Origin of the sequence: Mycolicibacterium komossense (genome assembly GCF_025822605.1) — a bacterium.
GTDB classification, from domain to species: domain Bacteria; phylum Actinomycetota; class Actinomycetes; order Mycobacteriales; family Mycobacteriaceae; genus Mycobacterium; species Mycobacterium komossense.
This window is the reverse complement of record NZ_JACKTY010000038.1, coordinates 40325-64153: the sequence shown is the minus strand read 5'-3', so window position 1 is coordinate 64153 and position 23829 is coordinate 40325. Positions and strand designations below refer to the sequence as shown.

Annotated in this window: 21 protein-coding genes and 1 pseudogene; 13 read left to right on the top strand and 9 right to left on the bottom strand. The window is 64.8% G+C overall.

What is annotated here, in order from left to right:
• The first annotated feature begins 4 nt into the window (after nucleotides 1-4).
• The 8 genes from H7J73_RS23850 to H7J73_RS23815 all read left to right on the top strand — a co-directional run bounded on the left by H7J73_RS23850 (nucleotide 5) and on the right by H7J73_RS23815 (nucleotide 7128).
• Nucleotides 5-1333, top strand: a complete 1329-nt coding sequence (locus H7J73_RS23850; RefSeq protein WP_264070196.1) for an LLM class flavin-dependent oxidoreductase — start codon at nucleotides 5-7, stop codon at nucleotides 1331-1333.
• A gap of 19 nt (nucleotides 1334-1352) precedes the next feature.
• Nucleotides 1353-2183 (top strand): coniferyl-alcohol dehydrogenase, encoded by an 831-nt coding sequence (locus tag H7J73_RS23845; protein ID WP_264070220.1) that lies wholly within the window; start codon nucleotides 1353-1355, stop codon nucleotides 2181-2183.
• A gap of 20 nt (nucleotides 2184-2203) precedes the next feature.
• A complete protein-coding gene (locus tag H7J73_RS23840) occupies nucleotides 2204-3193 on the top strand; it encodes a cyclase family protein (RefSeq protein ID WP_264070219.1) in 990 nt (329 codons plus the stop codon).
• A gap of 13 nt (nucleotides 3194-3206) precedes the next feature.
• Nucleotides 3207-4052 carry an alpha/beta fold hydrolase gene (locus tag H7J73_RS23835; RefSeq protein ID WP_264070218.1) on the top strand — a complete coding sequence of 282 codons (846 nt, stop codon included), beginning with the start codon at nucleotides 3207-3209 and terminating at the stop codon, nucleotides 4050-4052.
• A gap of 70 nt (nucleotides 4053-4122) precedes the next feature.
• The gene (locus H7J73_RS23830; RefSeq protein WP_264070195.1) at nucleotides 4123-4965 is read left to right on the top strand and encodes an SDR family NAD(P)-dependent oxidoreductase; all 843 of its coding nucleotides are present in this window, start codon (nucleotides 4123-4125) and stop codon (nucleotides 4963-4965) included.
• A gap of 49 nt (nucleotides 4966-5014) precedes the next feature.
• Nucleotides 5015-5692, top strand: coding sequence for a TetR/AcrR family transcriptional regulator (locus H7J73_RS23825; RefSeq protein ID WP_264070194.1), 678 nt, complete (start codon nucleotides 5015-5017; stop codon nucleotides 5690-5692).
• The gene (locus H7J73_RS23820; protein ID WP_264070193.1) at nucleotides 5689-5883 is read left to right on the top strand and encodes a ferredoxin; all 195 of its coding nucleotides are present in this window, start codon (nucleotides 5689-5691) and stop codon (nucleotides 5881-5883) included. Before H7J73_RS23825 ends, H7J73_RS23820 begins: the two co-directional genes overlap by 4 nt.
• 12 nt (nucleotides 5884-5895) lie before the next feature.
• Entirely contained in the window at nucleotides 5896-7128 is a 1233-nt protein-coding gene (locus H7J73_RS23815) for a cytochrome P450 (protein WP_264070192.1), read from the top strand.
• Here H7J73_RS23815 and H7J73_RS23810 read toward each other — a convergent pair whose 3' ends face one another.
• The 6 genes from H7J73_RS23810 to H7J73_RS23785 all read right to left on the bottom strand — a co-directional run bounded on the left by H7J73_RS23810 (nucleotide 7129) and on the right by H7J73_RS23785 (nucleotide 12704).
• Nucleotides 7129-7842 (bottom strand): esterase, encoded by a 714-nt coding sequence (locus H7J73_RS23810; RefSeq protein ID WP_264070191.1) that lies wholly within the window; start codon nucleotides 7840-7842, stop codon nucleotides 7129-7131.
• A 110-nt stretch (nucleotides 7843-7952) separates the two neighbouring features.
• Nucleotides 7953-8924: an NADPH:quinone oxidoreductase family protein gene (locus H7J73_RS23805; protein WP_264070190.1), complete on the bottom strand. Its 972-nt coding sequence runs from the start codon at nucleotides 8922-8924 to the stop codon at nucleotides 7953-7955.
• Entirely contained in the window at nucleotides 8921-9547 is a 627-nt protein-coding gene (locus H7J73_RS23800; protein WP_264070189.1) for a TetR/AcrR family transcriptional regulator, read from the bottom strand. Before H7J73_RS23800 ends, H7J73_RS23805 begins: the two co-directional genes overlap by 4 nt.
• Before the next feature lie 2 nt (nucleotides 9548-9549).
• On the bottom strand, nucleotides 9550-10863 hold the full coding sequence (locus tag H7J73_RS23795) for an acyl-CoA dehydrogenase family protein (protein WP_264070188.1): 1314 nt from the start codon (nucleotides 10861-10863) through the stop codon (nucleotides 9550-9552).
• Between the two features lie 10 nt (nucleotides 10864-10873).
• The gene (locus H7J73_RS23790) at nucleotides 10874-11638 is read right to left on the bottom strand and encodes an SDR family NAD(P)-dependent oxidoreductase (protein ID WP_264070187.1); all 765 of its coding nucleotides are present in this window, start codon (nucleotides 11636-11638) and stop codon (nucleotides 10874-10876) included.
• Between the two features lies 1 nt (nucleotide 11639).
• Nucleotides 11640-12704 (bottom strand): phosphotransferase family protein, encoded by a 1065-nt coding sequence (locus tag H7J73_RS23785; RefSeq protein ID WP_264070186.1) that lies wholly within the window; start codon nucleotides 12702-12704, stop codon nucleotides 11640-11642.
• Between the two features lie 390 nt (nucleotides 12705-13094).
• On the opposite strand from H7J73_RS23785, the gene H7J73_RS23780 reads away from it, so the two are divergent.
• The 5 genes from H7J73_RS23780 to H7J73_RS23760 are packed head-to-tail and all read left to right on the top strand — an operon-like array spanning nucleotide 13095 to nucleotide 20076.
• Nucleotides 13095-14294 carry an amidohydrolase family protein gene (locus tag H7J73_RS23780; RefSeq protein WP_264070185.1) on the top strand — a complete coding sequence of 400 codons (1200 nt, stop codon included), beginning with the start codon at nucleotides 13095-13097 and terminating at the stop codon, nucleotides 14292-14294.
• Complete coding sequence (locus H7J73_RS23775; RefSeq protein ID WP_264070184.1) at nucleotides 14294-15556, top strand: M24 family metallopeptidase; 1263 nt, start codon at nucleotides 14294-14296, stop codon at nucleotides 15554-15556. Before H7J73_RS23780 ends, H7J73_RS23775 begins: the two co-directional genes overlap by 1 nt.
• Nucleotides 15553-16695: a M24 family metallopeptidase gene (locus H7J73_RS23770; RefSeq protein ID WP_264070183.1), complete on the top strand. Its 1143-nt coding sequence runs from the start codon at nucleotides 15553-15555 to the stop codon at nucleotides 16693-16695. Before H7J73_RS23775 ends, H7J73_RS23770 begins: the two co-directional genes overlap by 4 nt.
• Entirely contained in the window at nucleotides 16676-17641 is a 966-nt protein-coding gene (locus tag H7J73_RS23765) for an enoyl-CoA hydratase/isomerase family protein (RefSeq protein WP_264070182.1), read from the top strand. Before H7J73_RS23770 ends, H7J73_RS23765 begins: the two co-directional genes overlap by 20 nt.
• A gap of 2 nt (nucleotides 17642-17643) precedes the next feature.
• A complete protein-coding gene (locus tag H7J73_RS23760; RefSeq protein ID WP_264070181.1) occupies nucleotides 17644-20076 on the top strand; it encodes a CaiB/BaiF CoA transferase family protein in 2433 nt (810 codons plus the stop codon).
• 13 nt (nucleotides 20077-20089) lie between these two features.
• Here the strand turns inward: H7J73_RS23760 and H7J73_RS23755 are convergent.
• The 3 genes and pseudogenes from H7J73_RS23755 to H7J73_RS23745 form a co-directional block, all read right to left on the bottom strand.
• A pseudogene (locus H7J73_RS23755) lies at nucleotides 20090-21531 on the bottom strand (13E12 repeat family protein).
• Nucleotides 21532-21701: 170 nt separating this feature from the next.
• Nucleotides 21702-22541: a mycofactocin-coupled SDR family oxidoreductase gene (locus H7J73_RS23750; protein ID WP_264070180.1), complete on the bottom strand. Its 840-nt coding sequence runs from the start codon at nucleotides 22539-22541 to the stop codon at nucleotides 21702-21704.
• Nucleotides 22542-22573: 32 nt separating this feature from the next.
• A complete protein-coding gene (locus tag H7J73_RS23745; protein ID WP_264070179.1) occupies nucleotides 22574-23776 on the bottom strand; it encodes a cytochrome P450 in 1203 nt (400 codons plus the stop codon).
• Nucleotides 23777-23829 lie beyond the last annotated feature (53 nt).

Below are 23829 nucleotides of genomic sequence, written 5' to 3'. Positions count from 1 at the left end.
CACCATGAAGATTTCGCTGTTCTACGAATTCCCCCTGCCGCGGCCGTGGTCGGAGGACGACGAACACCAGCTGTTCCAGCACGGTCTCGACGAGGTCGAGCTGGCCGACAAAGCCGGCTTCTCCACCGTCTGGCTGACCGAGCATCACTTCCTCGAGGAGTATTGCCACTCGACCGCGCCGGAGATGTTCCTGGCCGCGGCGAGCCAGCGCACCAAGGATATTCGGCTCGGCTTCGGCGTCATGCACCTGCCACCGCCGATCAACCACCCCGCTCGCATCGCCGAGCGGGTCGCCACGCTGGACCACCTGTCCAACGGCCGGGTGGAGTTCGGCACCGGTGAGGGTTCCTCGGTGGCCGAACTCGGTGGCTTCGACATCGACCCGGCGGACAAGCGCACCATGTGGGAGGAGGCGCTCGAGGTGTCCATCCGTTGTATGACGGAGGCGCCGTTCACCGGGTTCAAGGGCGAACACGTCGAGATGCCGGCCCGCAACGTCATCCCTAAGCCGCTGCAGAATCCGCACCCACCGGTATGGGTGGCCTGCACCCGGCCGTCGTCGGTCCAGATGGCGGCCCAGAAGGCCATTGGCGCACTGAGTTTCGCCTACACCGGGCCAGAGGCACTCAAGACGCGCGTCGACGGCTATTACCAGGAATTCGAGGAACAGGGCACGCCGGTCACCCCGGCGATCAACCCGAACATCCTCGCGATCGGTGGCGACCTGTCGATGATGGTCGCGAAGTCCGACGAGGAGGCCCTCAAGCGACTCGGGGTCGGCGGCGGCTTCTTCTCGTTCGGCATCATGCACTATTACGTCAACGGCATGCACACCCCCGGTCGCACCGGTGTGTGGGAGCTGTACGAGAAGGCGGTCAAGGAGGATCCGACACTGGCCTACGGCCCCGGCCGCGGCGCGATCGGCTCACCCGACACGGTGCGCGAATTCCTGCGCGGATACGAGGCCAGCGGGGTCGACGAGATCATCCTGCTGCTGAACCCACGCAGCCACGAGGGCACGATGGAGTCCATCGAGCTGATGGGCAAGGAGATTCTGCCCGAGTTCATCGAGCGCGACGCCAAGGCCGTCAAGCACAAGGCGAAGCGGCTCGAGCCGGTGATCGAGAAGGTCGAAGCCCGTCGTCAACCGTCCAATGCGCCGATGTTCGACGAGACCCTCGCCTTCGGTGGTCTGCCCACCGGTCGGGGTGGCAAGTTCACCTCCAGCGAGATCCCCGAGGCGATGGCCGAGATCAACGAAGGCCGAGTGCAGGCCGCGCAGCGAGAAAAGGACGAGAAGGCCGCGCGAAAAGACTCAGCCGCGGCGGGCTGACCGCCGCATGGGCACGACGATGGGACAGGTCGACCAGATGTGGCGGTACGACGGTAAACGGGTCGTCGTCACCGGCTGCGCGTCCGGCATCGGAGCACACGTCGCCCGACAGCTCGCCGAACTCGGCGCGCGGGTCACCGGACTCGATGTCCGCCCACCCGCGGTGCCGGTCGACGAGTTCATCAACATCGATCTCGCCGACGCGGAGTCGATCGACCATGCCGTCGCGTCGATCGGTGGACCGATCGACGCGCTGTTCAACGTCGCGGGTGTGTCGTCGGGGATCGGCAAGCCACTGCTCGTCGTCACGATCAACTTCCTCGGCATGCGGTACTTCACCGAGTCGCTCATTCCGAAGATGGCGCCCGGGTCGTCGGTGTCCTGCGTGTCATCGTTGGCGGCGTCGGGCTACCGGGAGAACGCGGCAGCGACCGCCGGTCTCCTGCGGACGCGCACGATGGCCGACGGTATCGATTGGTGCACTGCGCATCCCGAGGCGCTGGCCGACGGGGGCTACCGGTTGTCCAAAGAAGCGATCATCCTCTACGGCATGACCAGTGTCGAGGACTTGGGCGCGCGCGGCATCCGGATCAACAGCACCGCCCCCGGGGTGACCGAGACCCCCATCCTGGATCAACTGCGTTCGGCGTACGGGCAGGACTATCTGGATTCGTTCTCGACGCCGTTGGGCCGCGTCGCGGGCCCGGACGAACAGGCGGCGGTGCTGGTGTTCCTCGGCAGTGCGGCCGCGAGCTACCTCACAGGTCAGGTCATCTGGGTTGACGGCGGCACCGTCGGGAGCCGGATCGGCTCGGAGATCGCACAAGCAGAAGCAATACAGGGGAGATGACCGTGACCGCAAGCGTGGAACTGGCCGGGATGACCGACTTTCGGCGGCTGGCCGACGATGTCAGGAACTGGGGGCGCTGGGGTGACGCCGACGAACTGGGCACCCTGAACTTCATCACTGACGACAAGGTGGCCCAGGCGGCCGCTCTGGTCAAGCACGGCAGGGTCTTTCCGCTCGGCGTCGACTTCGGGTCGTCGGGTCCGCAGGGGGCGTTTCAGTACCGGCCGAACCCGATGCATGTCATGACCGTCGACGGCGGCGATGCCAGAACCCTGGTGGAGTACGGACCGAGGTGGTTCAAAAACACTGTTGCCCAACAGCTGTCCGGGTACTTCGTCGACAACCAGTTCCGGTTCAACGACGACATGATCATCATGCCGCTGCAGGCCGCCACCCAGTGGGACGCGTTGTCGCACGTTTATTACGAGGACAAGCTCTACAACGGGTTTCCGGCCGACTCGGTGACCAGCCTTGGCGCCTACCACTGCGGTATCGACAAGGTCGACGTCAAGGGCATCACCTCGCGCGGGGTCCTGCTCGACTTGGTCCGGCACCGTCGTGCCGAGGTCTTCCTCGAGCACGGCAACCCGATCACCCCGGCTGAGCTGGAAGCCGTCGCCAAGGCGCAGGGTGTCACCGTCGGCCGCGGCGATATCGTGCTCGTCCGAACAGGTTGGTGGGAAAGGTTTCTCGGCAATCACGACGGCACCGAGCCCTATTCGGGCCTGGACTGGCGGTGTGCGGCGTGGCTGCACGACCACGACATCGCGGCGATTGCAGCGGACAATTTGATGGTCGAGGACCCGGTGTCCGGCGTCGACGGCACCATCTTGCCGCTCCATCAACTCTGCCTGCGCGATATGGGCTTGATGCTGGGGGAGTACTGGGACCTGTCGGCCCTGGCCGCCGACTGCGCGGCCGACGGGGTGTACGAGTTCCAGCTCATCGCGCCGCCGCTGCGGGTGACCGGCGCGGTCGGTTCCCCGGTCAATCCCATTGCGATCAAATGACATGAGCCGGCCCATGGAGATACACCACCGGACCATCGTGGTCGACGGTCTGGTAACCAGTTATCTGGAGGCGGGGCAGGAGGCTTCCCGAGACACCATAGTTCTGTTGCACGGCGGTGAGTTCGGGGCGAGTGCCGAAATCGGTTGGGAAAAAACCATTCCCGCGCTGGCACGGTACTACCGTGTGCTGGCTCCGGACATGCTCGGCTATGGCGGGTCCGCCAAGGTGCTCGACTTCGTCGACGGCCGCGGCATGCGCATCAGGCATATCGCGCGGTTCTGCGAGGCCGTCGCGATCGAGTCCGCGTTTTTCGTGGGTAACTCCATGGGGGCCATCAACCTGCTCGTCGATGCGACATCCTTTGATCCGATGCTGCCCGTCCGGGCGTTGGTGGCGATCTGCGGCGGCGGTGAGATCCAGAACAACCGGCACATGACGGCGCTCTACGATTACGACGCGACGTTGCCCGCGATGCGACTGATCGTCGAAGGGCTGTTTCTCGATCCGGGCTATCCGGCCGACGATGACTACGTTGCCCGGCGCCATGATTCGGCTACCCGCCCCGGAGCGTGGGAGGCCATCGCGGCCGCCCGGTTCCGCAGGCCCGGTGCCAGCCCGTCCCCGGCGGCGTCGAGCAGGCGGGTGTACGACCGGATCACTGTGCCGACACTGGTCGTCGAGGGTGGCGGCGACAAGCTGCTGCCCGCTGGGTGGGCCGCGGAGATCGCCGGCCAGATCCCGGGGGCGCGGTCCGCCGTCATCGACGATGCCGGGCACTGTCCGCAGATCGAACGCCCGCAGCCCGTCAACGAGCTGCTGTTGTCGTTCTTCGCGGATCAGCCTGCCCGCTCAGTTTAAGAAGATTGACTTAGATGATGTCCGCGAGTTGACTCCTCGGCGGCACGCAACGGAAGGTGGATCTGGCGTCATGGCAGCAGAACTCGCGCGCGACCTGGCAGGAAAGGTAGCCGTCATCACCGGCGGATCATCGGGCATCGGCAAGGGGATGGCGGAGAAGTTCGCCGCTGAAGGCGCCGCGGTGGTCATCGCGGACATCGTGGATGACCGGGGTGAGGCGGTGGCCGCAGAACTCAACGATCAGGGCGGCACAGCCCTGTTCGTCCACACCGACGTCGCCGAACCCGCGCAGATCGGGCGGTTAGTCGCTGCGACCGTCGACACGTTCGGCGGGTTGGACATCATGGTGAACAACGCCGGCATCTCGGGCACCATGCACCGGAAGTTCCTTGAGGACGATCTCGCCGACTTCCACAAGGTGCTGTCGGTCAATCTGCTGGGGGTGATGGCGGGCACCAGAGATGCGGGGCGCCATATGTCCACGCACGGCGGCGGTTCCATCATCAACCTCACCTCGATCGGCGGGATCCAGGCCGGCGGCGGCGTGCAGACCTATCGGGCGTCCAAGGCTGCCGTCATCCAATTCACCAAATCCGCGGCGATCGAACTTGCGTACTACGGGATTCGCGTGAATGCTATTGCGCCCGGCAATATTCCGACGCCACTACTCAAGTCGTCGGCATCGGACGAGAATCGGGCCGCGGTGGAGGAATTCGAGGCCGGCATCCGTCAGACCATGCGTGACGATCGGCCGCTGAAACGCGAAGGCACCGCTGAGGATGTGGCCGAGGCGGCGCTGTACTTCGCCAGCGACAAGTCCCGGTATGTGACCGGAACGGTGCTGCCGATCGACGGTGGCACCGTCGCAGGCAAGGTCATTCGCAGTTCCGGCAAGCCAATTCCGGCGAATTGAGCGAAATCAATCACTTGACTTAAGTAGGGGATGTTGCTTGACTTGGCCGGTGCCTGAAGCCGTCAGCCGGGTCGCCCGCACCGAGCGTGCGGCCGGCACCCGAGATGCGATTCTGACCGCAGCGGAGCGCTTGTTCGCCGAACATGGCGTAGTCGCCATTTCGAACCGGCAGGTCAGCGAGGCTGCCGGCCAAGGAAACAACGCCGCGGTCGGCTACCACTTCGGCACGAAGGCGGACCTGATCCGTGCCATCGTCCGCAAGCACAACGAACAGGTTGAGCGGCTGTGCCAGCGGTTGGTCGATGTGGCGGGGGACTCCGACGACGTCAGGGTCTGGGTGGAATGCCTGGTCCTCCCGTTCGCGCAGCACCTGACAGCTCTCGGCAGCCCCACCTGGTACGCCAGGTTCAGCGCTCAGCTGATGCCCGATCCCGCGCACCGCGACATCTCGTCGGAGGAATCACTGGCGTCGTCGTCGGTGCTGCGGATCGTCGAAGGGCTCAACAGGAGCCTGCCCGGTATGCCTCCCGAGGTCCACGTGGAGCGCAACGCGATGGCCCGCCAACTCATCGTGCACATGTTCGCCGAACGGGAACGAGCGTTGGCTGCGGGTGAGCCCACGACCCATGGAGACTGGGATGCCATGGCCGCCAGTCTGATCGACGCCATCACCGGGCTGATGCGCGCACCGGTCACCGCGTCACGCAAAGGTGCGAGACGTCGATGAAAGTGATTGCCGAGCAGGACAAGTGCGTATCAGCGGGGAACTGCGTCGCGCATGCGCCGCAGGTTTTCGAGCAGGACGAGGACGACGGCAGCGTCATCCTCCTCGATGCACATCCGCCGGAGGATCTTGCCGAACCTGTCCGGGAAGCCGCCGCGGCATGTCCGGCGATGGCGATCCGGCTCGAGACCTAGCCAAGGAGCATCATGACTGACACCTTGTCCGAAACCGCGACCGAGATACCCGAGTACCCGATGGAGCGCGCTTCGACGTGCCCGTTCTCGCCGCCGCAGCAGATGCTCGAACTCGGTGCGGATAACGGCCTTTTCCGCGTGCGGATCTGGAACGGCAGCACACCCTGGCTGATCACCGGCCACGAGGAGGCGCGCGCATTGTTCGCCGACAGCAGGGTCAGTGTCGACGACCGCAAAGAGGGCTTTCCGCACTGGAACGAGCACATGCTCTCGACGGTCGACAAGCGTCCGCGTTCTGTCTTCACCGCCGACGCCGAGGAGCACACCCGGTTTCGCCGGATGCTCTCCCGGCCCTTCACTTTCAAGCGAGTCGAAGGTCTTCGGCCGGCTATTCAGCAGGTGACCGACCGATGCATCGACGAGATCCTGGCCGGTGGGCAACCTGCCGACATCATCACCGAACTGGCGCTCCCGGTGCCGACCGAGGTGATCAGTGAGATGCTCGGGGTGCCGTATGAAGACCACGAGTTCTTCCAGCATCACGCCAACGTGGGACTGGCCCGTTACGCCTCGGCCGAGGACGGCCAAAAGGGCGCGATGAGCCTGCACAAGTACCTCATCGACCTGGTCACCAAGAAGATGGAGAATCCGGCGGAGGATGCGATCTCCGATCTCGCGGAACGCGTCACCGCAGGGGAGATCAGTGTCAAGGAGGCCGCTCAGCTGGGCACGGGTTTACTGATCGCGGGGCACGAGACCACCGCCAACATGATCGGCATCGGCGTGCTGGCCCTGTTGGAGAATCCCGATCAGGCTGCGCTGCTTCGGGATACCGACGATCCGAAGGTGATCGCCAACGCCGTCGAGGAATTGATGCGTTATCTGTCCATCATCCAGAACGGGCAGCGCCGTGTCGCGACCGGCGATATCGAGATTTCTGGCCAGACGATTCGCGCCGGTGAGGGAATCATCATCGATCTGGCACCGGCCAACTGGGACGCCACGTCCTTCCCGGAGCCGGACCGTCTGGACCTGACGCGGGAGAACGCCGGCCAGGAAGTCGGTTTCGGCTACGGCAGACACCAGTGCGTGGGGCAGCAGTTGGCCCGTGCCGAGATGCAGATCGTCTTCCCCACGCTGCTGCGTCGCATCCCGACGATGAAGCTGGCCATCCCGTTCGAGGACGTGCCGTTCAAGCACGACCGGCTGGCCTTCGGTGTCTACAGCCTGCCCGTCACCTGGTGATCAGAGTCCCGCACTGAGCATGGCCGCGACAGCGTTGCGCGGTACCGAAACCTGGGTGTCGCCGTAGGCCGGGTGCAGCTGGTTCTTGTCGAAGAAGAAAATGATCGCATCGTCGGTGATGGCGAAGTTCTGGTAGTTGACCGGGTCGAGCCCCACCCTCGGATCGATCGTGATCGGCTGTCCCGCTTGGTGTGTCATCTCGTCCTGGACGATCGGCAGGATCGTGTCCAGGGGTTGGCTGCCGGGCCGGAACAGGGCATCGAAGGTGATCGGTGCCTTGGCCGCGTTGTTGTAGCTGAACGCCTTGTAGTACGTCTGCGGGTACGGGCCGCCCTCGTTCTGGTACACCTTCAGTACGGTGGTCTGCGTGCCCGTCTTGGGCGTGCCGGAGGTGTAAGCCGTGGTGGTGACATCCAGTTCCTGCATCGGCTTGGGGTCGTCGAGGCCGCCGAGTGAGGTGTTGTCGTTGAAATCCTTCTGGACGGTCGTCAGGTAATCAACGATGGCCTGCTCCTGCGGATCGTTCGCGGGAAACACCATGTCGATGTTGACCGACGGACCCGATGCGGCGACCTGGCAGTTGCCGCGGTTATCGTGGAAGTTGCACAGGCCGGCGGGATCATTGAGTGGCCCGGCCGCCGCGGTGCCCGCCAACCCGACCGCCGCCGCACCCACTGCCGCTGCCGCAACGGCGGTACTGACTATGGTTTTCATCTGACCGTTTCCCCCTTGGATGACCATTGCGCCGTCAAAGATAGTAGCGGTACGCAAGGATTCGCAGGCGAATCACAGCAAGCGCCGGAGCGACTCAGGGAATCGGTCGTTCACCCGATGTCGATGATCACCTTGCCCAGCGCTTTTCGATCGGCGACATGGCGTAACGCCAGCGCTGCATCGCTCAGTGGGAAGCGGGCGCCGATATGCGGGCTGACCGCGCCGGAGGCCAACATGCCCTGCAGTTCTTGCAGATCGCGAGCGGCCTCTTGTGGGTGGTCGCCCATGAAGGTGCGGATTTCCATACCTTCCACGTTAATTCCTTTGAGTAGAACAAGATTCAGCGGAATCGACGGAATGCTGCCCGCGGCATAGCCGAGTGTGATGAACTTGCCGCCGCGGCCAAGTGCGCGCAGCGCCGGTTCGGAATAGGGGCCGCCGACGGGATCGAGCACCACATCGGCTCCGGTGCCGGTGATCTCGCGGATGCGGTCGCGCAACCTCTCGCGGTGATAGTCGACAGTGGCGGTCGCACCTCGGCGCAGGCACAATTCGAGTTTCTCCGGGGTGGACGCCGCCGCGATCACCCGCGCATTCATCCCGACGGCGAGGTCGACTGCGGCCAGACCGACTCCGCCGGCGGCGCCCAGCACGACCACCCAGTCGTCGGGTTCGATCTGGGCGACTGACCGCAGACAGTGATAGGCGGTCCGATAGCTGACGCCGAATGCGGCCGCGTGCGCATAATCGACTCCGTCGGGGATGGGCGTCACCGCCGCGGCGGCGAGGCGGACCTGCTCGGCGAAGGCTCCGACCATCGTCGATCCCGCGACCCGGTCGCCGACCCGTCGAGCGACACCGTCCCCCGTGGCAAGTACCTCGCCGGCGAACTCGCTGCCGGGAGCAAACGGGGGTGGCACCTTGACCTGGTAGTCACCCGACATCAACAGCACGTCGGGAAAATTCACGGCGGCGGCGTGCACTCGGACCACCAGCTCGCCCGGTCCTGGATCGAGGTCTGGAAGTTCCTCAAGTACCAGGCTTTCCGGCGGGCCATACTTGCGGCACAGCATGGCCTTCATCGATCGCCGTCCTCTCGTGGCACGCCGAGTCCGCCGAGGCAGAACCGCAGCAGGTGGTCGATATCGCCGGCACTGGGCGCTTCCGCGGACCCGACGTAGCGGCGCATGGCGGCGGCGGTGATCTGGAAGACGGCGTCGGCGTCGCGCAGCGGCTCGGGCCCACCGAGTGCGGCGACCGGTTTGACCAGCAGATCACGCATCGGCGCCATGATGGCGTCCACGGGCCCGGTCTGGTCGGCGGTCGACATCTGCCCCACTGCAGCCCGGCTCATGCTGATCAGTTCTGGATCCGCCACTTGCGCCAGCGCGCCCTCGATCCACCGGACGATCTTCTCTTGAGGCCGGGATTCCTTGGCCATCTGGTGTTCGAGATAGGACACGATGATGGCGACGCCGCGTTCCATGACGGCGAGCAGTAGGTCGTCCTTACCCGCGAAGTATTTGTAGAACGCCTTCTTCGACACACCGGCCTCGGCGACAATGGCGTCCACGCGGGGTGCTTGCGGCGTGACCCGCTCCAGCACGCAGATGGCCGCGGACAGGATCCGCTCCACTTCCTCACTGGCTTCCCGTTGACGGTCGTCGAGCGCGCGGTCGACGGCAGCCGAGACCCGATTGCTCACCGTCACAACGGAAGAGCCGGCACGCGGTCGATCAGGTCACCGTACTTGGCCTTGACCGCGGCAACCCGATTGTCCAGGAATTCGTCGGGCCAGTCCGGGTCCCCGGCCACGTAATTCTTCAACAACAGGCGAGCCAGATTCACTTTGTGGGCTTCACTGGGCCCGTCGGCCATGCCGAGGACCAGGCCGCCGAGCAGCATATTGGCCAGCGGCAGTTGCTCACTGACGCCGATGGCACCGTGCACCTGGATGGCTCGGCGCGCGATGTTCTCCAACACCTTGCTGGCCAGGATCTTGCAGGCGCCGATCTCGGCGCGCGCGGCAGGTTCGCCCTGGGTGTCGATGAGCCAGGCGGCATGAAGTACGGCCAGCCGGAACGGCATCAACTCCGTGTACGAGTCGGCGATGTACGCCTGCACCAACTGCTTGTCGGCCAGTGAACTTCCCTGGGTGAAGCGGCTTTTGGACCGGCGCGCCATCATGTCGACGGCGTGCTGCGCCAGGCCGATGGTGCGCATCGCGTGATGGATCCTGCCACCGGCCAGCCGGGATTGTGCCACGGCAAAACCCTGCCCCGGTTCGCCGAGTATCGCGTCGGCCGGCACCCGCATGTTGTCGTACCGGATCAGCGAATGGCCGGGATCGTAGGACGGCGCGCCGAACAGCTGGTGGGTCGCCTCGATGGTCATCCCCGGCGTGCCGGCCGGCACCAGGAACGTCGACGCGCCCTTGTGCACGGGTACATCAGGATCGGTGATCGCGACGACGATGAAGAACGATGCGACGGATGCGTTGGAGGAGAAGTACTTCCGGCCGGTAACGAGCCAGTCCGCATCTTCTCCTGACCCATCGCGAACGGCGCGAGTGGTGAACACCCTTGGGTCGGAGCCGCCCTGCGGCTCGGTCATGGAGAAACAGGAGAAGATCTCACCCGACAGCAGCCCCGTCAGATACCGGTCCTTCTGCTCCTGGGTGCCGAACCGGGCGAGGATCTCGGCGTTACCGGTGTCCGGCGCCTGGGTGCCGAAGATGATCGGTGCCCACGAACTGCGGCCGAGGATCTCGTTGATCAGCGTCAGCTTGACCGCGCCGAATCCCTGGCCGCCGAGCTCGGGTCCCAGGTGGGGCGCCCACAATCCCTGCTCGCGGACCTGCTGTTTGAGCGGGTCGACGAATGTGCGCCGCTCGTCGTCGAGCGGCAGGAATGCGCAGCTGGGGAAAAGCGTGTCGAGTGGTTCGACTTCGTCGCGCACAAAGGTGCGAATCCAGTCCAGCTTCGCTTCGAACTCGGGCTCGGTCGAGAAATCCCAGGCCATGCCACATCTCCTAAGGTATGCCGCCGTCGGATCGAAGAATCGACCCCGTGGTGAAACTTGATGCATCGGACATCAGAAACAGTGCGGCGCCGACGATTTCGGCCGGCTTCCCGGCTCGCTTCAGCGCGTGCTGCGGGAACGGCTCCGGATCGTCTTCGTCGAGGTTCCACGCCTTGCTGATATCGGTGAGGTAGGGCCCCGGCATCAGCGTGTTGACCCGCACAGTGGGACCGAATGCCAGCGCCAACGCCTCGGTCATGGCGTTGAGTCCCGCCTTCGATGCGGCGTACGGGATGAACCAGGGGGAGGGCCGCACCGAGCCGTGGGTGCTGACGTTGATGATCGCACCGCGACCTGCGGCCACCATCCGCTCGCCGATCAGTGCGCTGAGCCGGAACGGGCCCTTCAGATTCAGGTTCATGACGGCGTCGAACAGCTTTTCGGTGACGTCGGTCAGCTTGTCGTAGGTCGGGGACATACCGGCGTTGTTGACCAGCACGTCGACTCTGCCGAACCGGGTGTAGACGGCGTCGACCAGACCGTCGAGTTGATCCCACCGGCCGACGTGAACTCCGTACGGCATGGCCGAACGGCCAGTGGCCGCTTCGATTTCGTTGGCCGTCTCGACGCAGCTGTCGAATGTGCGGCTGGCGATGACGACATCGGCTCCGCACCGTGCTGCGGCGAACGCCATTTCCCGGCCGAGGCCCCGGCTGCCCCCGGTGATGAGGACGACCCGGTCGGTCAAATCGAAGAGCTGATCGGCATACCCCATCTCAGCCCCTATCCGGTAGTGAGCGGGCGAGGTCCGCCGCAGTGGTGATCAGTCCGGGGATCATCGCCCCCATGGCCTGGGCGACCTCGGCGTCGACCTTGCCCGGATGTGTCACCGAGGCCGCGTAGGTCTTCTCCAGCACGATGCCGAGTTTGAAATTCGCCAGGACGAGGTAGTAGTCGATGTTCTCGGTGGACAGGCCGCTGATCTTCTCGTAGTGCTCGAGTAGTTCACTGCGACTGGGCATTCCGCTCATGTCGAGGTAGAAGCCGTCGGAGCTGGGCTCTTCACCGTCGTAGCCGAGCAGGCACCAGCCCAGATCGAGCAGTGGATCCCCGATGGTGGTCATCTCCCAGTCCACGATCGCCGCCAGATCGGCCGGGCTGCCATGCGCGAACATGACATTGGCGAACTGGTAGTCGCCGTGCATGATGCCGGGTGTGTAGTGAATAGGACGGTTGCGGCGCAACCAGTCGGCCGCGACATCGAGCCCGGGAAGTTCGCGTACCTGATATGCCGCGAGGAAATTCAACCACCGGTCGACCTGACGCTCGTGGAAACCGTCGGGCCGACCGAAACCCTCCAGGCCCTGGGCCCGCCAGTCGACCCGGCCGAGCAGGGCCGCGCCGGTGACGAGTTCGAACGCCAAGTCGCGCCGGGCGCCCAGGTCGGTGTCGAACGGCGCCTGCCAGCCGCCGCCCATCGGGCTCCAGCCGTCGATCTCGGCCATCACATAGAACGGCTTGCCGAGAACGGCACCCGAGTCGTCGGCCGCGACAAGTTCGGCATGCGGCACGTCGGTGCCTTTGAGTCCACGCACCAAGCGAATCTCGCGGAGTAATCCGTCGAGACGCGCAGTGTCCGCCCTGGGGCCGGGCATCCGCAGCACCATCCGGTGTTGACCGCGCTGGACCAGGTACAGCGTGTTCTGTGAACCGCCGGTCAGTAGTTCAAGGACGGGTAACTCTCCATGGCCGGGTGCATGGTGCGTATCGAGCCAGTGGCCCAGCGCCGTGGCGTCGATCTTGCCGGCCTTGCGCTCGAACACCTCGGTTGCCTCAGTCATGTTCAAACCCCTTAGTCTCGAAACGGAGAATAGCATTCCCCATTCGGGGTACCACGGGTCTCTGGGTCCGCGGCCACGTGACGAGTGGGGTCCTCAGTCGTTAGCGATGCGGTAGCTGATTCTCGCTAAAGGAGAATTGTATTACCGCAGTGTGAAGCCGACAGTGCGGTATTTGCAACACAGAACTCGCTATTAGATACGGCAATAGGCTGATAACGTCATTACCCATGGGCGAGTATGGCGCTTACACCTCCCCTGCGGAGCTTGCCCAGTCCGGGTCGGCCCAGGTGGGTCCTATCGCACCAGTCGCGCCCGGTCGGGATCCAGGTCCTGCCCAATCGAGACGGCCCGGTTGCCGCGCCTGTCGCAGATTCGAACGGAGAGCCGAAGATGGCACCACATTTCAGCACCGCGCCATCCAACACTGCTCGGTCCAACACCGCCGTGATCTACCCGCCAGGGGGATACGGCGCACCTAAGGACCGCCACGGCCACGCCGGCGAAGACGTGGGTCTGCCTGTCGGCACCGTGGTGTTTTCGGCCGACAATCACATCTCGGTGGCGGACGACATCTTCTACGAACGCTTTCCGGATGACCTCAAAGGCTCCGCACCGCGCATTTGGTACGAAGATGGCGCATACATGGTCGGGATGAAGGGCAAGTCCTGGACCGGCGGTGACTTCGGCCGGGTGCTGATGCAGTACGACGATCTGGCCGGGGCGGCCTCCAACAACATCGAGGCCCGCATCCGCGAGCTCGCCGAGGACGGTATCGAAAAAGAGTTGGCCTTCCCCAACGCCGTGCTGGCGCTGTTCCACTACCCGGACAAGGCGCTGCGGGAGCGGGTCTTCCGCATCTACAACGAGTACATGGCCGAACTCCAGGAGAGCTCCCACGGCCACTTCTACGGTGTCGGCCTGATCAACTGGTGGGACCCGAAAGGCACGCGCAGCACGCTGGCCGAGCTGAAATCCCTTGGGCTCAAAACCTTCCTCCTGCCGTTGAATCCGGGCAGGGACGACGAAGGCACTATCTACGACTACGGCGCCACCACGATGGACGCCGTGTGGGACGAGATCGAGGAGGCCGGCATTCCGGTCACCCACCACATCGGTGAGACGCCACCGAAGACGCCGTGTGAGCACAACAGCGTGGTGGTGGGCATGATGGTCAACGTCGATTCGTTCCGCGAGCAGTTCGCCAAGTATGTGTTCTCCGGCATCTTGGATCGGCACCCGCAGCTGCAGATCGGTTGGTTCGAGGGCGGGATCGCCTGGGTGCCAACGGCTCTGCAGGACGCCGAGCACCTGCTGGCGTCCTATCAGCACATGTTCAACCACGAGTTGCACCATCCCGTGCGTCACTACTGGGACAATCACATGTCGGCGTCGTTCATGGTCGACCCACTAGGGCTGAAGCTGATCGACGATATCGGCGTGGACAAAGTGATGTGGTCCTCGGACTATCCCCACAACGAGAGCACGTTCGGCTATTCGGAGAAGTCCCTGGCATCGGTGGTAGAGATGGTCGGTCCGGAAGCGGCAGCGAAGATCGTCAGCACCAACATCCAGAAGTTCCTGGGGATCTGATGACCACCTTTGCCACGTCGAGCGGACGCACGCAGCTCGGCATCCCCGACCTGCCAGACCGTGGTCGGATGTACCGCGAATGCGGTGCGCGGCTTCGGGAATCCATGAATGACAAGGGTATCGACGCGCTGGTGCTGTTGGGCAACGGCAACGTCGTCTACGCGACGGGTGCCAGTTGGCCCCTGCTCGATGCCGGCTTATCGCATGTCGAACGCCCCGTGGCCATCGTACTGGCCGGCGATGAGCACCCGCATCTGTTCATGCCGTTCCGGGAAGGTAGTGCCTTCGAGTCCGAGGTTCCAACCGACCACGTCCACGGTCCGCTGTACCTCGAATTCGACGAGGGCGTCGAGCATTTCGCCCGGGTGCTGGCCACTCTGGTGCCCTCTCGGGCGACGATCGCGGTCGATGAGCTGACCGGCGCGATGCGGCGGGCGGCGGGTCGCCTATTCCCTGCCGGGCCGCCCTCGGACGCCGCATCGGTGATCGGCCCGGCCAAGCTGGTGAAGACCGTCGACCAGATCGCCGCGGTCCGAAAGGCTTGTCGCATCACCGAAGAGGCGGTCGCCGACGTTTACCGATCGCTCGCTCCCGGTGTTCGCCAGATGGACCTGTCGGCGCAGTTCGTCCGCCGCGCGTTCGAACTCGGCGCCACGACCAACATGATCGAAGCCATCTGGCAGGTGATGCCCACGACGCGGGACAGCGGCGCCGTGTGGACCACCACCGGCGACCTGGCGTTGCCGCTGTTGCCCACGGAGAAGGAGTTGGCCGAGGGCGACGTGCTGTGGACCGATATCAGCATCACCTATGAGGGCTACTGCTCCGACTGGGGACGCACCTGGGTGGTGGGGCGCGAACCTACCGACCGGCAGCAGGCCCAGTTCGCACAATGGCGCCACATTCTCGACGCAGTGCTGGCTGTGACGAAAGCCGGCGCCACCTCAGGTGACCTCGCCCGTGCGGCGATCGCGGCCAACGGAGGGGCGAAGCCCTGGCTGCCGCACTTCTACCTCGGTCACGGCATCGGCACCAATGCCGCCGAAATGCCGATGATCGGAACAGATCTCGGCCAGGAGTTCGACGACAACTTTGTGTTCCCGGCAGGTATGTTGCTTGTGCTCGAGCCCGTCGTCTGGGAGGACGGCACCGGCGGATACCGCGGCGAGGAGATCGTGGTCATCACCGAGGGCGGGTATCGATCGATCACCGACTTTTCCTACGCGCCCTATGGGCAGGAACTGATAGGCCTTCACAGATGAGCGACGAGATCGTTCCTGACGACCTGGCCCTTCGTACCGGACGACGAGCACGGGTTCTCGCTCAACTCGAGGCCGACGACCTCGACATCCTCGTCCTCGGTAGGCAGGCCAATGTCCGTTATGTCACCGGCGCGCCACAACTCTGGGTTGCGGGCACCCGGCCGTTTGCGCCGATCTGTGTACTGGTCCGCGCCACCGGCGAGATTCACCTCAACAGCAGCTGGGACGAGGGCATCCCCGAGGAGATCGGCCATGATCACCTTTACGGCCTGGCCTGGAACCCGATGACGCTGATCGAGGTGCTCAAACACATTGACGGAGCCGCTGACGCCAAACGCGTGGGTACCGACGCGATGTCGCCGTCATTCGCGCAGTTGTTGCCGATGGCATTCCCCAACGCCGAGTTCGTCGATGCTGAGACTGCGATGAAGGCGGCACGCCGAATCAAGACCGCGGACGAGCTCCGGGTGCTGCGCGGAGCGCTCACGGTTGCCGAGCGCGGGCTCGCCGCCGCGGTTTCCGAGCTCGCGGCAGGAACCACCGAACAGGCTTTGAACGGCGTGCTCATGGAGGCGATGGCAGCCGGCGGTTTCAGCACCTCGGCCACCCAGGATGGAGTGTGGATCACCTCACCTGAGCATTCGTGGCGGGTCGGACGTCGCGACGGCCGGATCGCCGAGGGCGATCTGGTGGCTCTCGCCGCCGGTGCGCTGGCCGACGGCTACGTGGGCGAGGTCGGTCGGACCTGGCCGGTCGGCGAGGTCAAGGCTGCCTCAGAAGTACGGGCGCTGTACCGGCGTTCACATGATCTGTGGGAGCGGCTTCTCGACGCGTGCCGCCCGGGCGCATCCGCCGGTGACCTGTTGAGCGCTTACGAAACCGCCGGCGAAGCGCTGCCGCCGATACCTGTAGCCCACGGTCTCGGGCTGGGCTTCGATCCGCCGGTGATCTCGCCCGATCTGCCCACGACCTCTGCTGCGGAGCGGTTGGACCCCGGCACAGTCCTGGCCGTCACTTCGTATGTGTGGGAGCAGGGGGTCGGCGCGATATTCAGCCGCGACGCCGTCCTGATCAACGATGACGGTCCGGAAGTACTGACATCCAGCCCGTCCTTCTCGGATGCGGCAGCCAGTGTCTAAGAAGCGGCCTGAGCCGGAGGAGATCATCCTCTACGAGAAAGACCCCAAGACCAAGATCGCGACCGTCACATTCAATCGACCCGAGTATCTCAATGCGCCGACATCGCTCGCGCGCCTTCGGTACGCCGATGTGGTGCGCAGTGCCTCGGTCGACAACGACGTCAAGGTCGTGGTGATCCGCGGGGTCGGGGACAACCTGGGTAGCGGCGCCGACCTCCCCGAGTTCATGGAAGGCAATGAGAATCCCGAAAGGCGGCTGGCAGAACTGAAATTGGATGGCACCGACACCGCGTATCCTCCGCAGGGCACCTTCCGCAACGGCGCGACGATCAGCGCCTGGTATGCCAACGTGCAAGCCGGTAACCGGCCGCTGCAGGAACTGAAGAAGATCAGCATCGTCGAGGCCAAAGGCTATTGCTACGGCTGGCACTTCTATCAGTGCGCCGACGCCGATCTGGTTATCTCCTCCGATGACGCCCTGTTCGGGCATCCGTCGTTCCGGTACTACGGCTGGGGCCCGCGGATGTGGACCTGGGTGCAGATGATGGGCCTGCGCAAGTTCCAGGAGATGGTCTTCACCGGCAGGCCTTTCACAGCCGAGGACATGGAGAAGTGCAACTTCCTCAACAAGGTCGTCTCTCGCGATGAACTCGAAGGCGAGGTATACAAGTACGCGCTGGCGTGTGCGCGAAATCGACCCGTCGACACGGTCTTCATGCAGAAGATGTTCTTCGAGATCTACAAACAGCACCAGGGCGAATATCTGGGCAGCCTGCTCAGCGCGTTCTTCGAGTCGATGGGTAGCGGCGTGCAAAACGACGGCGCGGACGATCTCGACATGCACGAGGCGATCGGCAGCGGTCTCGCCGGGGCGGTCAATGACAATGACAGCAAGTTCCCGCCGGATTTCAGGCTGAGCAAGAAGAACCGCAAAAAGAAGGATTGAACGTGTCCGGCCCGTTGTCCGGCTACTCCGTGGTGGACCTGTCCACCGGGATCGCCGGCGGATATTGCACCAAGCTCCTCGCCGACGGTGGCGCACATATCACCAAAGTCGAACCACCGGAGGGTGATTCGCTACGCATGTGGTCAGCGTCCGGCGCCGAGGTGGACGCCGAGGCGGGCGGAGCCCTGTTCAGTTTCCTGGCGTGCTCCAAACACAGTGTGGTGGCCGACCCGGGTGCTGAGGCTGACGCAGTCATGCTCGAGGGCCTGCTGGCCGGTGCTGATGCGGTGGTGTGGTCGCCTGGTTCGCGGGTCGCCGAGCTCGGGTCGATGGCACCCGCGGAAATCCTGCGCCGACATCCGCACCTGATCGTCACCGCGATCACCCCGTTTGGTCTGGAGGGTCCGTGGCGAGACCGCCCGGCCACCGAGTTCACCCTGCAGGCCTGGTCGGGCGGGATGACGGGAATCGGGCGTGGCGCCCAGGACCGGGCGCCGGTCTTCGTCGGCGGGCAGGTCGGGGACTGGGTTGCCGGTGCCCATGCCAGCGTGGCCACCCTGGCGTCCAGGGCCGCCCGGCTGGGCACGGGAGTCGGGGAGCTCGTCGATCTCTCGATGCTGGAATCCCAAATCCTCTGTCTCACATATTATCCCGTTACCTACTTCGAAATGCTCGGCAGACCGTGGCGCACCGAGCGTAAACCCACCGTGCCAGGGGTGGCGACCGCCGCCGACGGGCTGGTGGCGGTGGGCTGCGGGACCGCCCAGCAATGGCACGACCTGTGCGCGATGTCCGGCCACCAGGAGTGGATCGACGAAGACAGCACACTGACCATCACCGAACAGGCGAATCTGCACGCGGCGGAGCTCTACGACTGGCTCAAGGGCGAGAAGGTCGAGGATATCCGCGACCTGGCATCGGCATTCCGGATCCCCAACGCGCCGGTGGGAAACGGCGAGAATGTCACCGCTATGGATCATTTCGTGGAGCGCGGCTCGTTCGTGACCAATCCCCGCGACGGATTCACCCAGCCCGCGCACCCGTACCGCATCTCGCCCGCGATGCTGCAGCCGCCGCGGGGGGCGCCGCGACTCGGTGAGCACACCGAGACCTATCGCAGTGCGGCAGTACCGGTGCGCCCCGCGCCGACCCCCGCGGGTGCGCCAGATCGATCGCCGTTCAGCGGGTTACGGGTACTCGATATGACCACCTTCTGGGCTGGTCCGTCCTGCACGCATGCACTGGCGCTCCTCGGGGCGGAGCTGATCCACCTGGAGTCCACGCCCCGCCCCGACGGCACCCGGTTGATCGCCGGTATCCCGGCCTCGGTCGAGCAGTGGTGGGAGCGGTCGCCGATCTTCTCCGGGCTCAACACCAACAAGAAGAGCCTGACGCTGGATTTCCAGACCGAGCAGGGCCGCGACCTGCTGCTTCGGGTGATCGCCACCTGCGATGTGATCGTCGAGAACTACACGCCGCGGGTGATGGACCACATCGGGCTGGACTTCGACACCGTGCAGGCGCTGCGGCCCGGCGCGATCATGGTCCGGATGCCCGGTTTCGGTCTCGACGGGCCGTGGCGGGACAACCCGGCGTTCGCGTACATCATCGAGGACGCGTCTGGGCTGAGCTGGTTGACGGGCTACCCGGACCGCAACCCGTATGAGCCGTACTCCGTCGGTGACCCCAACGCGGGTGTGCACGCACTCAACGCGTTGCTCCTGGCACTGGAACACCGGCGTCGCACGGGGGAGGGGGTGCTGGTCGAAGCCGCCATGGTGGACGCCGCGCTCAATATCGCTGCCGAGCAGGTCATCGAATACTCCTCCTACGGGGCGCTTTTGGAACGTGACGGCAACCGCGGTCCGGCCGCGGCACCGCAGAACCTCTACCGCTCCATCGATATCGACGAATTCGGTCGCGCCGACTCTTGGGTGGCCGTGGCGGTGAGCACCGACGCCCAGTGGGTGTTGTTGCGGGAGGCGATCGGTGCTCCCGACTGGGCGATGGACCCCGCGCTTCTCACCGCCGGCGGCCGTCGGGCGGGCCACGACCTGATCGACCAACATCTGTCGGCGTGGTGTGGGCAGCGCAGCAGCGATGAGATCGTCGACCGTCTCTGGGGCGCCGGGGTACCCGCCGCCAAGGTGATGCAACCGCATCGGCAGAGCGAGATACCGCAGCTGGCGTTCCGCGAATTCTTCGAAGAGGTGGGTCATCCCGTCAACAGGGCGGCGTTGCACAGCACAGTGCCGATGCGGATGTCACACGGACCCGCGCGGTATCACACCTCACCGGCTCCGCTGCTGGGCGAGCACAACCACGAACTGCTCACCGAGCTGGGTCTCAGCGAAGGCGAGATCGCCGCGTTGGAGGCCGACGGTGTGATCGGCCGGGTACCGGGAGCGCGCGGGGCCAAAAAGGTATCAGGCTGAAGTCTGCGCGCAGTTAGCGTGCGTCATCGTCACCCGCGGGCTTCTCGCGGCGCAGGAGCTCTTCGGGGTGGTGGTGTTTGTTGATGCGGCCGTGGCCGGTGTCGAGGTGTGGTGGTGGGATCCATTCAGTGCGGCCGTCTTTGCGTTTCCGGGTGCGCCAGCCGCCGGGTGTGACGAGGCGGTTGTGGGGGCCGCAGGCGAAGGTGAGGTCGTTGATGTTGGTCACTCCGTTCTGGGCCCAGTCGCATTCGGCGTGGTGGACTTCGGTGAGAAACCCGGGGACGGTGCAGCCGCGGTCTTTGGCGTGCAGGACGATCCGTTGATCGGCCGAGGTGATCCGCTTGCTGCGACCCAGGTCCAGTACGCGGCCCATGTGGTCGAAGATCACCAGGTAATGAAACGCGTGGGAGGCCAGTCGGACGGCGTCGGTCATCGGCATCCGGGTGCCACTCGAGGTGACGGCGAGTCCGGCCCCGGGTTCGCGTTCTGTGAGGGTGGTGGACACCACGATGGTGACGGGCAGGCCGTGATGGCTACCCAGTTCTCCTGAGCACAGGGTGTTGCGGCCCATCGCCGTCAGTGCATCATGCTGGCGCTGGGCGGGGGTGCGGCGATCACCTTTGACCTGCGCCTCACTCGCTTTTCCCTTCACGCACGGGGCGTCGTCGTCCGGGTTGCACATGCCCGGTGCGGCCGATTTCGAGGACACCGCCTCCACCGTGGCCCGCAACTCCGGGGTGATCTGCCCGGAGATGGTGGACATCGCATCCGGGCCCTGCCGGCCGATGGTGACCCCGCGTTTACGGCCCCGGTCGGCATCGGAGAACTCCCCATCGGGATTGACCAGCGCAGCAATCAACGCTGCTGCTTTACGCAACTCTTCGGGCCCGAACTCGGCGGCCACCCCAGCCAACTCGGCGTCGGCTTTCTCCCGGGTCGGCGTATCCACCCACACCGGCAGATCNCTTTACGCAACTCTTCGGGCCCGAACTCGGCGGCCACCCCAGCCAACTCGGCGTCGGCTTTCTCCCGGGTCGGCGTATCCACCCACACCGGCAGATCCGTGAGGAATCCCCGAATGATCGCACTATGCTCGCCACCGATAACCCCGGCAGCTTGGCCGGCCGCGACGTGCGGCATCCGCGGCGCCAACGGCTGTCCAGTCAACGACGTGCGTTCGCCAAGTTCTTCGGCGTCCCTGAGCCGCCGCTTGGCGTCTTTGGGGCTGATGCGTAGTGCGGTGGTCAACACATCGCTGAAATTCTTGGTGCCCAGCTCTTTCGCCGACCCGTCGCGCATCAACGTCCCGATCAGGCGGTGCTCGATCACCGGCTGACGCCGCGACAGCGCCTCCAACCGCACCAACACCCGCACCACGTCAGGACCGGTCAACTCGTCCCACGACACCCCAGCCAACACCTCCACCGCACCCTCCAGCCCCGCCAGCGCGTCCAGCACTGCCTCCCGACCAGAACTCACACCCCGAAACTAGCCCGCCCCACCGACAGAACCTGATCACCTGAAACTGAAGTGACACAAGAGGTTCCGCCGTTTGCATTGGGCATCGGACGATCACGTTGCCGGCGATCCCGTGTGGCGGGGCCGGCCGGGGCACATCGCTGCGGCTACTTCAGGCAACTGCCGCCGTCGACCGGAAGCTGTACACCGGTGATGTATCGGGCCTCGTCGGAGGCCAGGAACAGCACTGCGTTGGCGATATCCTCGGGCTCGACCCAGCCGATCGGCAGCGTGTGCATGAACTCGCCCACGACCTTGATGTCGTCAGGGCCGGGGTTCTCCAGGTCGGGGCGGAACAGCTTCATGGTTCCGTCGTTCATGAACAGCGGCGTGTTCACGTTGGTCGGATGCACCGAGTTGACCCGGATGTTCTGAGGACCCAGCTCGACGGCAAAGGTCTTCATCAGGCCGACGACACCGTGTTTGGCAGCGACGTAATGGCCGCAATGGGGGTAGGCCTTGATGCCGCCGACCGAGCTCGTCAGGATGATCGAACCGCCATTGCCGGCGGCAATAAGATGGGGGACAGCGGCTTTCACCGTCTTCCAGACACCGGCAAGGTTGATGTCGATCATCTCGGTCCAGTCCCGCTCGCTGGTCTTGTCCAGCGTCTGGCCGCCATTGCCGATACCGGCGTTGGCCACGATGATGTCGAGCTTGCCGAACTCCTCGACGCCGGCGTCGACGGCCGCCTTGAGCGCGTCGTAGTCACGGACATCGACCTCGGCGGTGAAGATACGGGCCCCGGTGTTCTTCACCAGACCGGCCGTCTCGGCCAGATCCTCCGGCGTGGACGCTGCGATCAGATCGACCGTGTCGAGCTTCTTGCACACGTCGACCGCGATGATGTCGGCGCCCTCCTGTGCAAGGCGCACTGCATGGGCGCGGCCCTGGCCGCGCGCCGCGCCGGTGATGAAAGCGACCTTGCCCTCTACGCGTCCAGTCATGGCATCCTCAATTCTGTTGGGGTATAGGAGGTTCAGGGAACAAAGGCCGGAAGACAGTCCCAGCCGCGGATCGTCGACGTCGAGGACAGGACCGCGTTGGGTAGATCCACCGTCCATTCCGGGAAGCGCTTGAGGATTTCTTCGAGTGCCACCCTGCCTTCGAGGCGGGCCAGGGATGCTCCGAGACAGTGATGCGCGCCGACACTGAAGCCCAGGTGCGCCCGCGGCTCGCGATTGATGTCGAATTCGTCGCCGTCGGGCGCGAACTGGCGGTGATCACGATTGCCTGCACCGATCAACATCATCATCACGGCGCCCTGTGGCACGGTCCGGCCGTAGTACTCGACGTCGCGGGTCACGTAGCGCGCCACGTGCGGGGCAGGCGGTTCGAAGCGGACGAGTTCCTCCACGGCCCTGGGGATCAGCTCCGGATCATCGACGAGTTGACGACGCTGATCGGGATGTTCGGCGAGAACCTTTCCAGCCCAACCGATCAGCCGGGTGGTGGTGTCATTGCCCGCCCCGGCCACCACATTGAGGTAGATCAGCAATTCGTCGCGGGTCAACCGGCGCGTCGCGCCCGTCTCATCGACGAACTCGACGTTGAGCAGCTCGGTCATGATGTCATCGGAGGGGTGGTCGACGCGCCAGTCGATGTAGTCGGCGAAGATCTCGCCGCTGACCAGACCTTCTTCGGCTGCCTTCATCGGCTGGCCGGCCTCGGTTTTCATCTGTTCGGTGACGTAGTCGCGCACCGCCTGCTGGTCTCCCTCGGGGATCCCGATCAGGGCGCTGATCGTCTTCATCGGCATGAGGGCACCCAGATCGGTGACGAAGTCGAACTTTCCGCTGCCGACCACGGGGTCGAGACTGTCTGCGCAGTACTGCCGGATCTTCTCCTCGAGCACGGCGATCTTGCGCGGTGTGAACATGCGGGCCAGCAGCTTGCGATGGATATCGTGGATCGGCGGATCCTCGAAGATCAGCACGCCCGACGGAATCGGGAAGTCGGCCCGGATAAGTTCGAGGATGGCGCCCTTCGCCGAGCTGTAGAGCCCGTGGTCGACGATGCCGCGCTTGACGTCCTCGTAGCGGCTCAGCGCGAAGAAGTCGCGCTGTTGATTGTAGTAGAGCGGTGCCTCCTCGCGCAGCCGGCGAAACGTCGGGTACGGGTCGGCGTTGATCGTGACGTCATACGGATCGAAATAGACGTCGCTGGTGGCATCGACTGTCATGGTCTTGTCCTCTTCACGCTCATGACCTTGCGAGTCCCGGAATACCTGCATCT

Excerpts from the sequence above, each read along its gene's own strand:
- H7J73_RS23850 (WP_264070196.1), top strand. The coding sequence starts at position 5 with ATGAAGATTTCGCTGTTCTACGAATTCCCCCTGCCGCGGCCGTGGTCG.
- H7J73_RS23845 (WP_264070220.1), top strand. The coding sequence starts at position 1,353 with ATGGGACAGGTCGACCAGATGTGGCGGTACGACGGTAAACGGGTCGTC.
- H7J73_RS23835 (WP_264070218.1), top strand. The coding sequence starts at position 3,207 with ATGGAGATACACCACCGGACCATCGTGGTCGACGGTCTGGTAACCAGT.
- H7J73_RS23830 (WP_264070195.1), top strand. The coding sequence starts at position 4,123 with ATGGCAGCAGAACTCGCGCGCGACCTGGCAGGAAAGGTAGCCGTCATC.
- H7J73_RS23820 (WP_264070193.1), top strand. The coding sequence starts at position 5,689 with ATGAAAGTGATTGCCGAGCAGGACAAGTGCGTATCAGCGGGGAACTGC.
- H7J73_RS23815 (WP_264070192.1), top strand. The coding sequence starts at position 5,896 with ATGACTGACACCTTGTCCGAAACCGCGACCGAGATACCCGAGTACCCG.
- H7J73_RS23810 (WP_264070191.1), bottom strand. The coding sequence starts at position 7,842 with ATGAAAACCATAGTCAGTACCGCCGTTGCGGCAGCGGCAGTGGGTGCG.
- H7J73_RS23805 (WP_264070190.1), bottom strand. The coding sequence starts at position 8,924 with ATGAAGGCCATGCTGTGCCGCAAGTATGGCCCGCCGGAAAGCCTGGTA.
- H7J73_RS23795 (WP_264070188.1), bottom strand. The coding sequence starts at position 10,863 with ATGGCCTGGGATTTCTCGACCGAGCCCGAGTTCGAAGCGAAGCTGGAC.
- H7J73_RS23790 (WP_264070187.1), bottom strand. The coding sequence starts at position 11,638 with ATGGGGTATGCCGATCAGCTCTTCGATTTGACCGACCGGGTCGTCCTC.
- H7J73_RS23785 (WP_264070186.1), bottom strand. The coding sequence starts at position 12,704 with ATGACTGAGGCAACCGAGGTGTTCGAGCGCAAGGCCGGCAAGATCGAC.
- H7J73_RS23780 (WP_264070185.1), top strand. The coding sequence starts at position 13,095 with ATGGCACCACATTTCAGCACCGCGCCATCCAACACTGCTCGGTCCAAC.
- H7J73_RS23775 (WP_264070184.1), top strand. The coding sequence starts at position 14,294 with ATGACCACCTTTGCCACGTCGAGCGGACGCACGCAGCTCGGCATCCCC.
- H7J73_RS23770 (WP_264070183.1), top strand. The coding sequence starts at position 15,553 with ATGAGCGACGAGATCGTTCCTGACGACCTGGCCCTTCGTACCGGACGA.
- H7J73_RS23765 (WP_264070182.1), top strand. The coding sequence starts at position 16,676 with ATGCGGCAGCCAGTGTCTAAGAAGCGGCCTGAGCCGGAGGAGATCATC.
- H7J73_RS23750 (WP_264070180.1), bottom strand. The coding sequence starts at position 22,541 with ATGACTGGACGCGTAGAGGGCAAGGTCGCTTTCATCACCGGCGCGGCG.
- H7J73_RS23745 (WP_264070179.1), bottom strand. The coding sequence starts at position 23,776 with ATGACAGTCGATGCCACCAGCGACGTCTATTTCGATCCGTATGACGTC.